The organism is Pantoea sp. SO10, from assembly GCF_005281435.1.
GTDB classification, from domain to species: Bacteria; Pseudomonadota; Gammaproteobacteria; order Enterobacterales; family Enterobacteriaceae; genus Pantoea; species Pantoea leporis.
Genome location: NZ_CP040095.1, coordinates 309,720 through 322,100, shown reverse-complemented (window position 1 = coordinate 322,100; position 12,381 = coordinate 309,720). Strand labels below are relative to the sequence as shown.

Sequence of the window (12,381 nt, the reverse complement as noted above, 5' to 3'; positions counted from 1 at the left end):
GGAAAATGCTGCTATATGTGAGTTGGGAGTGGCATGTGGCAGCCTCTCCTTCCCCCGCTTGCGGGGGAAGGCCGGGATGGGGGACAGCGAGCACCAACTTAAGCGCCTAAATAAGCACTCCGCACCGCTTCGTTGGACAGCAGCGCTTCGCCGCTGTCCTCCAGCACCACGTGGCCGTTCTCCAGCACATAGCCGCGATCTGCCAGCTTCAGCGCCTGGTTGGCGTTCTGCTCGACTAGGAAGATGGTCATGCCCTCTTTACGCAGCTGCTCAATGGTATCGAAGATCTGCTGAATGATAATCGGCGCCAACCCCAACGACGGCTCATCCAGCAGCAGCAAACGCGGCTGGCTCATCAACGCACGACCAATCGCCAGCATCTGCTGCTCACCGCCAGACATGGTGCCCGCGCGCTGTGCTTTACGTTCTGCCAGCCGTGAAAACAGCTGATAAACGCGATCGATACGCTCCAGATACTGCTGACGCGTGGCGAAAAAACCGCCCATCGCCAGGTTCTCTTCCACCGTCATGCGCGAAAACACCCGACGGCCTTCCGGCACGATGGCAATCGCTTCACGCATGATTTTCGCGGTTTGCCAGTCGGTGATTGTTTTACCATCAAAGGTGATGGTGCCGCTGGTGGCGCGTGGTTCGCCACACAAAGTGCCGAGCAACGTGGTTTTACCCGCGCCGTTGGCACCGATCAGCGTGACGATTTCACCCTGATTGATGTGCAGATTAATGTTGTGCAGCGCCTGAATCGGACCGTAATGGGCGCTGACATTCTGCAAAGTTAAAATCGGGTTTGCCATGTTACGCCTCACCTAAATAAGCACGGATCACATCCGGATTGTTACGCACCTGTTCCGGCGTGCCGTTAGCCAGCGGCGTTCCCTGATTCACCACGTAAATGCGGTCAGAAATGCCCATCACCAACTTCATATCGTGTTCAATCAGCAGCACGGAAACCTTGTGCTCACCGCGCAGTTCGGCGATCAGCTCATCGAGTTCGTGCGTTTCACGCGGGTTAAGACCCGCCGCCGGTTCATCCAGCATCAGGATTTCCGGACGCGTCACCATGCAGCGCGCAATCTCCAGACGACGCTGCTGACCATAAGCAAGGTTACCCGCCTGACGGTTAGCCAGATCCAGCAAACCGATGCGTTCAAGCCAGGTTGCCGCGCGATCCAGCGCTTCGCTCTCACCGCGACGGAAAGCCGGGGTTTTGAACAAGCCGGAGAACACGCCGCTTTTCAGGTGCTGATGTTGTGCCACCAGCAGGTTCTCAATCACCGTCATTTCACGGAACAGACGCACATGCTGGAAGGTACGCACAATGCCCATACGCGCAATCTTCTGGCCCGGCAAACCTTGCAGCTGCTGATCGCGCAGTTTGATGGTACCGCCGGTCGGCTTGTAGAAACCGGTCAGGCAGTTGAACACCGTGGTTTTACCGGCACCGTTCGGACCGATCAGCGAAACAATTTCCTGTGGATGCAGCTCAAGCGCCACGTTGTTGACGGCTAACAGGCCGCCGAAGCGCATCATCAGGCCTTCAACGGCTAATAAAGGCTGACTCATGCCTGCTCTCCTTGTTTACTGCTTTTCATCTTCAGATGCGGACGCTTCATCGGCAGCAGACCTTGCGGACGCCAGATCATCATCAGCACCATCAAACCGCCGAGCACCAGCATGCTGTACTCGTTCAAATCACGCATCAGCTCGCGTGATACCACCAGCAGAATCGCTGCAAGGATCACTGCCAGCTGCGAACCCATGCCGCCCAACACCACAATCGCCAGCACAAAGGCCGATTCGACGAAGGTGAAGGATTCCGGGCTGACGAAGCCCTGACGAGCGGCGAACAGCGTCCCCGCGAAGCCGGCGAACACGGCGCTGATGGTGAAAGCCGTCAGCTTGATGCGCGTTGGGCTCAGGCCGAGCGAACGGCAGGCGATCTCATCTTCACGCAACGCTTCCCACGCGCGGCCCAGCGGCATACGCAGCAAACGGTTGATCACAAACAGCGTCAGCACCACCAGCAGCAGCGCCACCAGATAGAGGAAAATCACGCGGTCGCTGGGATCGTATTTCAGGCCGAAGAAATCATGGAAAGTGCTCCAGCCGCCTTCACTGACGCGGCGGCCAAACTCCAGACCAAACAGACTTGGCTTGGGAATCTGCGCGATGCCGTTCGGGCCGCCGGTGATCGCGGTATTATTCAGCAGCAGAATACGCACGATTTCACCGAAGCCGAGCGTGACGATCGCCAGATAGTCACCGCGCAGGCGCAGCACCGGAAAGCCGAGCATCAGGCCAAACGCACCGGCGACTAAACCGGCCAGCGGCAGACTTTCCCAGAAACCAAAACCGTAATAGTGATTAAGCAACGCGAAGGTGTAAGCGCCGATGGCGTAGAAACCGCCGTAGCCCAGCACCAGCAAACCAGACAAACCCACCACCACGTTCAATCCGAGCCCGAGCATTACGTAGATCAGCGTCAGCGTGGCGATATCGACGCTGCCGCGCGAGACCAGAAACGGCCAGATAACGGCGGCGGCAATCACCAGCGCCATCAACAGCTTCTGCTTTGGCGTTGATCCATCAAAACCCGGCAGAACAAAACCTTTGCCACTGCGTTTGAATTTACCCTGCACCAGCGGACGCAGCAGCTGGAAGACAAACACCACCGCACAACCCATGAAGATCCAGTTCCAGCGCACCGCGCCCGCATTGGCGACCACCAGTTTGGTGCCGTCCAGATCGAGGCGCACGCCCATAAAGAAAGTAGCGAGAATCAGCAACATCACCGTGGAGATCACGGCGTTGACCAAACCGAGGCGTTTCATACTTTCTCCACCTCCGGACGGCCAAGAATCCCGGTTGGCATCACCAGCAGCACCACAATCAGCAGCGCGAAGGAGACCACATCTTTATACTCGGTCGACAGATACGCCGAGGTCAGCGCTTCTGCAATGCCCAGCACCAAGCCGCCAATCATCGCGCCCGGAATACTGCCGATGCCGCCCAATACTGCGGCGGTGAAGGCTTTCATCCCGGCCATAAAGCCGATGAACGGGTTAATCGAGCCGTAGAATTGACCGAGCAATACGCCCGCCACCGCCGCCATCGCCGCACCAATGATAAAGGTGAGAGAGATAACGCGGTCGGTGTTGATGCCCAGCAGGCTGGCCATTTTCAAATCTTCTGCACAGGCGCGGCAGGCGCGGCCCATGCGCGAATAACGGATAAACAGCGTCAGCGCCAGCATCGACAGGAAGGTCACCACCCAAATCACCAGTTGCATGGTGGAGAGCGTGGCCGCAAAGCCGTTGCTCTCGCCCAACGTCCACTGGCCGGTGATCAGGCTTGGCAGCGCGAGATCGCGCGAGCCTTGCGTCAGGCTGACGTAGTTTTGCAGGAAGATCGACATCCCGATGGCGGAGATCAGTGCGATCAGGCGCTTAGACGATCGCACCGGCCGGTACGCCACGCGCTCGATGCTCCAGCCATAGGCGCTGGAGATGATCACCGCCATCACGAAACCGGCGGCGATCATCAGCCACGAGGTATCGATGCCCATCATCATCAGGGCGGCAATCACGATAAAGGAGACATAGCTACCGATCATGTACACCTCGCCGTGGGCGAAGTTGATCATGCCGATAATGCCGTAAACCATGGTGTAACCGATGGCGATCAGCGCGTAGGTGCTCCCGAGGGTCACCCCGTTGAACATCTGCTGAATAAAATAGAGAAACTGCTCGGACATAGTGAGGACCTGCTCTGGAGCTGAATAATTCCCTCTCCCGCGTGCGGGAAAGGGAATTTTGGGGGATTACTTAACTGCGGTAGAAGAGCCGTCTTTGTGCCATTTGAAGACACCAAATTCGAAGCCCTTCAGGTCACCTTTCTCATCCCAGTTCAGGTTGCCCATCACGGTTGGAACGGCAGCGCCCTCTTTCAGGTTCTTCGCAATCGCATCAGGCTCATCGCTCTTGCTGCGTTCGATTCCGGCCACCAGCGACTGAATCGCCGCGTAGGTGGTCCAGACGAATGGACCGGTTGGATCTTTGCGGTTAGACGCGGTATTGGCTTTAATCGCATCAACAATCGCCTTGTTCTCTGGCAGCTGGTCATAACGTTTCGGCAGGGTCACGAACAGGCCTTCAGACGCATCGCCAGCGATGTTAGACAGGGAAGCGTTGCCCACGCCTTCCGGACCCATGAAACCGGCATTCAGGCCAGCGGATTTTGCCTGACGCAGAATCTGGCCCAGCTCCGGGTAATAGCCACCGTAGTAAACGAAATCGACGTTTTCTTTCTTCAGACGCGCAATCAGCGTGGAGAAGTCTTTATCACCGGCGGTGATACCTTCAAACAGCACCACGTTGCCGCCTTTGGCTTTCAGGGTTTTCTGCACCGATTCCGCCAGACCCTGACCATATTGCTGTTTGTCATGCACCACAGCAATACGTTTTGGTTTGATGTGGTCGAGGATGTAGGTCGCCGCCGTTGGGCCCTGATCGGAATCCAGGCCAGTAGTACGCAGCACGTCAGCATAGCCACGTGCAGTCAGTTCAGGCGCGGTAGCGGCTGGGGTGATCATCAGCACGCCTTCATCGTTATAGATGTCTGAAGCTGGCTGAGTAGAGGAGGAGCACAGATGGCCGATAACGTATTTGATGCCGTCGTTAACCACTTTGTTGGCAACCGCAACCGCTTGTTTCGGGTCACAGGCATCGTCATATTCCACGCCAACCAGTTTGTCACCGTTAACGCCGCCTTTGGCGTTGATGTCCTTAATCGCCTGCGCGGCACCGGTAAACTGCATGTCACCGTACTGCGCGACCGGACCGGTTGATGCGCCTACGATGGCAATTTTGATGTCTTTAGCCAGCGCCGCATGGCTCATCGCCAGGGCAACGCAGCCCGCCAGTAATGCGCGTCCTTTACTCATTTTCATGCGAACTTCCCCATCTGTTGTGTCGTGTTTGTTGTGATTGTTTATTTTCTGCCAGTCAAAGAGGAAAACTCATTCTGCAATAATGGGTTAGCACGCTTTTCTGGCATTTATAGGTAATAAGGCTTTATTTTTCAGGTTATTAAACAGGAACTTTCTTCTGTAAATCAACTGACATATTCAGAATTGACTGAGTGGATCAGCAGAATCGTCTGGTTGTTATGGCCGATTTTTCAGCAGGATACCAGCGCGTTATGCTGGCTTTTTCAACTATCGTTGATGGCTTACTCCACAATCCTGGCAAACTGACCGGCATTTGACCTATTTTCATCAGAAAAAAGTGACAGCGCTCTGACTGTCTAAATTCGCTACACTATCGCCTTTGCACTAGTACAGGTATTAGGTATGAAGCTGACAATCCAGCGCTTAGTATCGTTAACCGCTCAGGATCGTATCGATTTAGCTAAAGTCTGGCCGGAAATCGATATTGTGCAACTGGAAGCACAACTCAGCGACACGCAGCGTTTGTATGCGGCGCGTTTTAACGACCGATTACTGGCGGCGCTGCAGCTGACCCTCAGCGGCACGCAGGGGAAAATTACTCACCTCAACGTTCGCGAAGTCACGCGTCGACGTGGCGTGGGGCAATACTTGCTGGAAGAGACAATCGCGCAGAATAGCGCGTTAGCGGATTGGTGGATTGCCGATGACGGCGACGCCGATCAGGGCGTGCGTGCGGCGTTTATGCAGGCTTGTGGTTTTCGTGCGCAGGCTGATGGTTGGATACGTTGAAAGGATGTCGCGCGGAATGCCTGAACATGATGCGTAGCGACCAGGTAATAAAAAGGGCGACTTAAAAGTCGCCCCGTTTTTCCACCCGATCACCATCAGGCTTCAATCGCCACACGCAGTTTCTTCATGGCGTTCTTTTCCAGCTGACGCACGCGCTCCGCAGAGACGCCGTATTTGTCGGCCAACTCCTGCAGCGTGGTTTTGTTGTCATCGTCCAGCCAGCGGGCACGGATAATGTCCTGACTACGCTCGTCAAGGCTCAGCATCGCATCGCTCAGCTTGTCAGCCGCATGTGCATCCCAGTTGTCCTCTTCGATGCCATCGGCAAAGTCAGAGGTTTTATCCTGCAGATACAGCACCGGCGCCATCGCTTTGCCTTCGCCTGCTTCGTCATCAGATGACATGTCGAAAGTCATATCCTGCGCAGCCATGCGCGATTCCATTTCCAGCACGTCTTTACTGCTCACGCCCAGCTCGCGTGCGACCATTTCTACTTCGTCCTGGTTAAACCAACCGAGACGCTGTTTGCTTTTACGCAGGTTAAAGAACAGCTTGCGCTGCGCTTTGGTGGTCGCGACTTTCACGATACGCCAGTTACGCAGCACGTATTCGTGAATCTCTGCTTTAATCCAGTGCACGGCGAACGACACCAGACGCACGCCGACTTCAGGGTTGAAGCGACGCACCGCCTTCATCAGGCCGATGTTGCCTTCCTGAATCAGGTCCGCCTGCGGCAAGCCGTAACCGGAGTAGTTACGAGCAATATGAACAACAAAGCGCAGGTGAGACAGGATCAGCGTCTTTGCTGCATCCAGATCGCCCTGGTAATGCAGCCGCTCAGCCAATGCTTTTTCCTCTTCTGCCGTCAGCACCGGCCAGTTGTTGGCAGCCCGAACGTAAGATTCCAGGTTACCCAGAGGAGCAATCGCTAAAGTTTGCATTTCTTTGGTCATTCAAACCCTCACAAATTCAATGGACTTGCTGCACAGTTCCTTGCGCAGACGCTACATTATGTCAACGTCGCGAAAAAACCAGAAGCAATCTGTGCTACTTGGACGACAAAGTTATCCACAAGTTCAATTATAGCAGTGAATATTTTACACACAGATGACGGCGGGGGATATAGGAGAATTCCTCTGCTCCCAGGTCGTCGGCAGCAGAGGAAGAGTATAGCAAAAAACGTTGCTTTTGGTTACTGCGGCGTAAAACGGCGTAAATGTTGCACTGTTGCCAGCCAGGCGGCAATCCAGCCGATGATGGCGGCGATCAGCAGTAACAGCAGCCCTTCATCCCAGGAAAAACCTTCCAGCACAAAGGTGGTACCGAATACGGTTGCTACTTGCGCCACCACCGATTGCAGGCGCAACACCAGCACTTCGGAGAGCAGCAGCGACAGCACCGCGCCGCCCAAACCTAACAGCGCACCGCCGTACAGGAATGGACGCAGGATAAAGCCGTCGGTGGCACCAATCAGCTTCTGCACGTTAATAGTATCGCGCCGCGCAAAGATGCTGAGCCGCACGCTGTTGCCGATCACCAGGAACACCGCAACCACCATCAGCAGGCCAATCATTGAGGCAATCTGCCCTACCAGCCCGGTTAGCGCCGCTAAACGCGCGAACCAGCTGTCATCCATACGCACTTCATCAACGCCCTGCACTTTAGATACGCGATCGCGCAGATTCGCCATGGTGTCCGAATTCTGGAAATTAAGTTTCGGCGTGATGATGGCCACCGCCGGCAGCGGATTCTGCTCCAGCATGTCCATCGAACCACCAAAACCAGACCAGTTGCGGAACTCATTCAACGCTTCTTCACGCGTCAGATAGTTGACGTTGTCCACGCCATCGAGCTGCTTGAGCTGCGCGGTGACATTCTCCGCTGCGGTGTCATCCAGCGCTTTATCCAGATAAACCGTTAGCTGCGGCGCGGGATACCACTGCGTCGCCGCCTGGCTGACGTTCTTCCACACCATGTAGCATACGCTCGGCAGCGTCAGGGAAATGGCGATCACCATCACCGTCAGCAGCGTCGCCAGCGGCTGACGCCACATATCCGACAGCGTGCCGCGCAGCGCATAGCGCCACTGTTCCTGCCAGCCGCCTTTCAGCGCCTTGCTTTTAGAGGGCTGCTTCGCTTTCGGCGCTGGTGCGCGCTTGTTGCGTTTATTGACCATCGTGGCCTCCGTGCAGACGTCCCTGATTGAGCGTCATCACGCGGTAATTCCGGCGTGCAATCAGCCCGACATCGTGCGTTGCCATCAACACCGTGACACCAACGCGGTTGAACTCTTCGAACAGGCGCAGGATGTCTTCCGACAGCGCATTGTCGAGGTTACCGGTGGGTTCATCCGCCAGCAGCACCGCAGGCTTGTTCACCACCGCGCGGGCAATGCCGACGCGCTGCTGTTCACCGCCAGAGAGCTGAATCGGATAGCTTTTCGCTTTGTCGAGCAGGCCGACTTTATCCAGCGCGGCCGACACGCGCCGACGAATATCTTCGCCGCTGGCACCGGAAATGATCAGCGGGATCGCCACGTTGTCGTAGACCGAACGATCCATCAACAAATGGTGATCCTGGAAAATCATGCCGATTTGACGTCGCAGGAAAGGCACTTCGCTGTGACGCAGACGCGAAATATCGTGGCCGCTAAACCAGATCTGCCCGGCGCTCGGGCGCTCAATGCCACAAATCAGCTTTAGTAAGGTACTTTTCCCCGCACCGGAATGGCCGGTCAGGAACGCCATTTCGCCGGGACGCAGATGGAAATCCACTCCCTGCAGCGCCTGACGTCCTCCCAGGTAAGCTTTACTGACCTCTTCAAAGCGAATCATCCCAATCATTCCTCTCGGGCAAACAGTGCCTCAATAAAGTCTGCGGCCTTAAACGGCCGTAAATCCTCGATGCCTTCCCCAACACCGATATAACGAATCGGAATGCCGAACTGATCGGCAACCGAGAAGATCACGCCGCCTTTGGCGGTTCCATCCAGTTTCGTCAGGGTGATGCCGGTCAGGCCCACCGCTTCATGGAACAGTTTGGCCTGGCTGATAGCGTTTTGCCCGGTGCTGGCGTCGAGCGTCAGCATCACTTCATGCGGCGCATCTTCGTCCAGCTTCTTCATCACGCGGGTAATTTTCTTCAGCTCTTCCATCAGGTGCGATTTGTTCTGCAGACGACCCGCAGTATCGGCGATCAGTACATCCACATTGCGCGACTTGGCCGCCTGGATGGCGTCAAAAATCACCGAGGCAGAATCTGCGCCGGTATGCTGCGCCACCACAGGAATGTTGTTGCGCTGGCCCCAAACCTGCAGCTGCTCAACGGCGGCGGCACGGAAGGTATCGCCCGCTGCCAGCATCACCGATTTGCCCTGCGCCTGATACTGACGCGCCAGCTTACCGATGGTGGTGGTTTTACCCACGCCGTTGACGCCCACCATCAGGATGACGAATGGCGTTTTGCCACCCACTTCCAGCGGCTGATCCACTTTTTCCAGAATACCGGACATTTCCGCTTTCAGCAGGCCATACAGCGCTTCCGCATCGCGTAGCTGCTTGCGGTTGGCCTGTTGTGTCAGATTGGTGATGATGCGGCGGGTGGTTTCGACGCCAACGTCGGCAATCAGCAGCTGCTCTTCCAGCTCTTCAAACAGATCGTCATCGATTTTCTTGCCGCGGAACAGGCTGATAAAGCCCGAACCGAGGTTTTCGCGGGTTTTTACCAGGCTGCGTTTCAGTCGGGCGAAGAAGCCCTCTTTGGTCGGACGCTCCTGCTCCTGCGCGATGATTGGCGCAGCGGCCAGCGGCAGATCGCTCACGGTGTCCTGCGTGGCTTCGGCTAGCTCAGCATCTTCCGCATAGGTTTCCGCTAACGCCAGCGCTTCCAGTTCTTCGTCAGTTAATGGCGCTTCTTCGTGCAGTTCAGGCTCATCAAGCGCCAGCTCTTCCAGCTGCGGCTCTTCTTCGATCGGTGCCACATCCGGCGCTGCTATCTCTTCTGGCAGCACCTCTTCAACGATTGCGGTAACCGGCTCAGGTTCCTGCGGCTCGATAACCGGCTCTTCAATCAGTTCCGGTTCAACCTGCTGCTGTTCCGCCACCTGTTCGGTGACGGAGACGGTTTCAACAGCCTGCGCTTCGGCGCGATCGAGCGCACTCTCTTCAACGGCAGGCTCAGCGACCACCTCGGCAGTTTGCTGCTGCTCTTCAGCAGGTTGTTGCGTCTCTTCTTCTTTGCCAAAGCCTAACCAGGAAAAAAAGCCGCGTTTTTTCTCTTTTGCCATTGTGTGACCCTACTCCTCGATGGCTTATTCCCGGTAGCACGCTTGTTCCCAGGGGATAAATTATTCAATTTTAAGCGGGTGAGCGGCGTAAAAATCAGGTAATTACGCGCGCTATACCAACTCAGTAGTCTAACACTTTCCAGCCAGCGCACCACAGCACCCTTTTTTAACGTTTCTTCTGCCCGCTACGCCCGTTAAACTACGCAACAAAATATGACGAGTTGTGAGCGAAATGAGTAAATCCCCCCGCAGCAGCAGCGCTGGCCAGATCCGCATCATTGGCGGTCAGTGGCGCGGCCGTAAATTACCGGTGCCGGATAGCGCAGGTTTGCGCCCGACCACCGATCGCGTACGTGAAACCCTGTTTAACTGGCTGGCGCCGGATATTCAGGAAGCGCGCTGCCTCGATTGCTTCGCCGGCAGCGGCGCGTTAGGGCTGGAAGCGCTGTCTCGCTATGCCGCGTCGGCCACGCTGCTGGAGCTGGAGCGTTCGGTGGCGCAACAGCTGTCACAGAATCTGCAAACGCTGCGTGCTACGCAGGCAAAAGTGGTGCAAACCAACACGCTGCAGTGGTTAAGCCAGCCGGGCGAACCGTTTGACGTGGTGTTTGTTGACCCGCCTTTCCGTAAAGGGCTGTTACAGGAAACATTGTCGCTGCTGGAGCAAAATGGCTGGTTAGCGGCTGAAGCGCTGATTTATGTCGAGAGCGAAGTGGAAAACGGCACACCTGTCGCACCCGCAAATTGGGATTTGTACCGCGAGAAGATTGCCGGTCAGGTGGCTTATCGCTTATATCAACGCCAACAGGAGACGCACGATGTGGCTTAATTTGGGACGTTTGCTGATGATTTGCGTCTGGGCCTTTTTATTGCTTAATCTGGTGCAACCTTTCCCAACGCCGCTGCGCTATTTCGTGCACGTGGCGCTGTTCTTTATGGTGATTATGCACGGCCTGCAGCTAGTGTTGCTGCGCGCCACCCAGCCCAAAGACGCCCCAAAACTGAGCGGCGTAACCCAGGCGAAGATCTTCTTTTTTGGCGTGTTTGAGCTGCTGGCGTGGCAGAAAAAGCATTATCCGAAGATGTAGTTTCGTGCGGTTTATAGCCAGGTCGCCATGAATGGCGGCCCTATTGGGCCGGAGTAAAACTCACAAAACGCGTGCCTTTCATCTTCAACTCGCCCTTCGCGCCTTTATCGATCTGGTGATACTGGTTCGCATTCACCGTCACTTTAATATCGCTGGCACCGTTCAACGGATGGAACCAGGCTTCATATTTCATCTCTTCCGCCACAATCTCTTCACGCTGACGTGAACGGCGATTGGGCGACGGAAATTCGCGTTTGGTTTTCACTTCCACGCTCAGCGAGCGCACCGGCGAGGCATCGTTCACCGCCGTTTCGCGGCGCTGTTTAATAAACTGACGGGTCGCCAAAACGGCAATAATGGCCAGTACGATGAAAAAGATTAGCGGTGGTTTGCTCATGATTTATCTCGTGCTTTGCGTTAATTCGGAACGGGTAAAGACGACAAAGCATACAACCAGAGTCGGCTGATTGTCACATTTGGCGCCGGTAACTTACACTGAGAGGGTGATTTTGGGAAAATTCATCAAACTGGCGGACATTTCGTCCAGAAAAGGGAGAAAACATGCTTTGGTCTTTCCTTGCCGTACTTTTTTCCGGCTGGCTTTACGTCGATGCTTCATATCGCGGTCCGCAATGGCAACGCTGGCTATTTAAACCTGTCACCTTGCTGTTACTCGTTGCCTGGGCGTGGCAAGCGCCAACCTTCAACACTACCGATTATTTGATTCTGGCCGGGCTGGTTGCCACGCTGGTGGGTGACGCGTTAATGCTGTTACCGCGTCAGCAAATGCTCTATGCGCTGGGCGCATTCTTCCTGTCGCATCTGCTGTACACCATCAGTTTTGCCGCACACATGACCATGAGTTTCTTCTGGCCGATTCCCCTCACCTTCCTGATCATTGGCGTGATCGTTATCGGGATTCTGTGGAGCAAACTGGAAGATCTGCGCTGGCCTATCTGCACCTTGATCGGCATGACGCTAGTGATGAACTGGATGGCGGCGGAGAACTACTTCTTCCGTCCAACTGACTTCAGTTTCTCGCTGCTGGTGGGTGCCGCGTTGCTGCTGTTAGCCAATATTGTCTGGTTTATCTCGCATTATCGCCGCCGTTTCAGCGCCGATAGCGCCATCGTCGCCGCTTGCTACTTCGCCGGTCACTTCATGATTGTGCGTTCACTGTGGCTCTACTGAAGATAACCTTACCTTCCGCTTGACTCTGGAGTCCACTCCAGAGTGTAGCATTAGGGCGCGGG

15 protein-coding genes are annotated in these 12,381 nt (G+C 55.6%); 5 read left to right on the top strand and 10 right to left on the bottom strand.

The window, feature by feature from the left end:
• Window positions 1-98 precede the first annotated feature (98 nt).
• The 5 genes from livF to FCN45_RS01405 all read right to left on the bottom strand — a co-directional run bounded on the left by livF (window position 99) and on the right by FCN45_RS01405 (window position 4,966).
• Window positions 99-812: a high-affinity branched-chain amino acid ABC transporter ATP-binding protein LivF gene (gene livF, locus FCN45_RS01425; protein WP_101763094.1), complete on the bottom strand. Its 714-nt coding sequence runs from the start codon at window positions 810-812 to the stop codon at window positions 99-101.
• A 1-nt stretch (window position 813) separates the two neighbouring features.
• Complete coding sequence (gene livG / locus FCN45_RS01420; RefSeq protein WP_110868131.1) at window positions 814-1,581, bottom strand: high-affinity branched-chain amino acid ABC transporter ATP-binding protein LivG; 768 nt, start codon at window positions 1,579-1,581, stop codon at window positions 814-816.
• Complete coding sequence (locus tag FCN45_RS01415) at window positions 1,578-2,849, bottom strand: high-affinity branched-chain amino acid ABC transporter permease LivM (protein ID WP_110868130.1); 1,272 nt, start codon at window positions 2,847-2,849, stop codon at window positions 1,578-1,580. The genes livG and FCN45_RS01415 overlap by 4 nt, the downstream gene beginning before the upstream one ends.
• Complete coding sequence (gene livH, locus FCN45_RS01410; RefSeq protein WP_101763097.1) at window positions 2,846-3,772, bottom strand: high-affinity branched-chain amino acid ABC transporter permease LivH; 927 nt, start codon at window positions 3,770-3,772, stop codon at window positions 2,846-2,848. The genes FCN45_RS01415 and livH overlap by 4 nt, the downstream gene beginning before the upstream one ends.
• 66 nt (window positions 3,773-3,838) lie before the next feature.
• Entirely contained in the window at window positions 3,839-4,966 is a 1,128-nt protein-coding gene (locus FCN45_RS01405; RefSeq protein WP_061718403.1) for a branched-chain amino acid ABC transporter substrate-binding protein, read from the bottom strand.
• A 191-nt stretch (window positions 4,967-5,157) separates the two neighbouring features.
• On the opposite strand from FCN45_RS01405, the gene FCN45_RS23810 reads away from it, so the two are divergent.
• On the top strand, window positions 5,158-5,283 hold the full coding sequence (locus FCN45_RS23810; RefSeq protein ID WP_255527713.1) for a hypothetical protein: 126 nt from the start codon (window positions 5,158-5,160) through the stop codon (window positions 5,281-5,283).
• 85 nt (window positions 5,284-5,368) lie between these two features.
• Window positions 5,369-5,755, top strand: coding sequence for an aspartate 1-decarboxylase autocleavage activator PanM (panM, locus tag FCN45_RS01400; protein WP_137384950.1), 387 nt, complete (start codon window positions 5,369-5,371; stop codon window positions 5,753-5,755).
• 95 nt (window positions 5,756-5,850) lie between these two features.
• Here panM and rpoH read toward each other — a convergent pair whose 3' ends face one another.
• The 4 genes from rpoH to ftsY form a co-directional block, all read right to left on the bottom strand.
• Entirely contained in the window at window positions 5,851-6,708 is an 858-nt protein-coding gene (gene rpoH / locus FCN45_RS01395) for an RNA polymerase sigma factor RpoH (protein WP_064737937.1), read from the bottom strand.
• A gap of 239 nt (window positions 6,709-6,947) precedes the next feature.
• Window positions 6,948-7,931 (bottom strand): permease-like cell division protein FtsX, encoded by a 984-nt coding sequence (gene ftsX, locus FCN45_RS01390; RefSeq protein WP_101763100.1) that lies wholly within the window; start codon window positions 7,929-7,931, stop codon window positions 6,948-6,950.
• A complete protein-coding gene (gene ftsE, locus FCN45_RS01385; RefSeq protein ID WP_008109888.1) occupies window positions 7,921-8,589 on the bottom strand; it encodes a cell division ATP-binding protein FtsE in 669 nt (222 codons plus the stop codon). The genes ftsX and ftsE overlap by 11 nt, the downstream gene beginning before the upstream one ends.
• A gap of 5 nt (window positions 8,590-8,594) precedes the next feature.
• A complete protein-coding gene (ftsY, locus tag FCN45_RS01380; protein WP_137384949.1) occupies window positions 8,595-10,040 on the bottom strand; it encodes a signal recognition particle-docking protein FtsY in 1,446 nt (481 codons plus the stop codon).
• A gap of 232 nt (window positions 10,041-10,272) precedes the next feature.
• Here ftsY and rsmD point away from each other — a divergent pair, with 232 nt between their 5' ends.
• Together rsmD and FCN45_RS01370 are read left to right on the top strand one after the other, a co-directional pair.
• A complete protein-coding gene (gene rsmD, locus FCN45_RS01375; RefSeq protein WP_101763102.1) occupies window positions 10,273-10,869 on the top strand; it encodes a 16S rRNA (guanine(966)-N(2))-methyltransferase in 597 nt (198 codons plus the stop codon).
• The gene (locus tag FCN45_RS01370) at window positions 10,859-11,128 is read left to right on the top strand and encodes a DUF1145 family protein (protein ID WP_008109883.1); all 270 of its coding nucleotides are present in this window, start codon (window positions 10,859-10,861) and stop codon (window positions 11,126-11,128) included. Before rsmD ends, FCN45_RS01370 begins: the two co-directional genes overlap by 11 nt.
• A 40-nt stretch (window positions 11,129-11,168) precedes the next feature.
• On the opposite strand, the gene FCN45_RS01365 is transcribed toward FCN45_RS01370, so the two are convergent.
• Window positions 11,169-11,525 (bottom strand): DUF2500 domain-containing protein, encoded by a 357-nt coding sequence (locus tag FCN45_RS01365; RefSeq protein ID WP_101763103.1) that lies wholly within the window; start codon window positions 11,523-11,525, stop codon window positions 11,169-11,171.
• A gap of 164 nt (window positions 11,526-11,689) precedes the next feature.
• On the opposite strand from FCN45_RS01365, the gene FCN45_RS01360 reads away from it, so the two are divergent.
• Window positions 11,690-12,319, top strand: a complete 630-nt coding sequence (locus tag FCN45_RS01360; RefSeq protein ID WP_101763104.1) for a lysoplasmalogenase — start codon at window positions 11,690-11,692, stop codon at window positions 12,317-12,319.
• The last annotated feature ends 62 nt before the right edge of the window (window positions 12,320-12,381 follow it).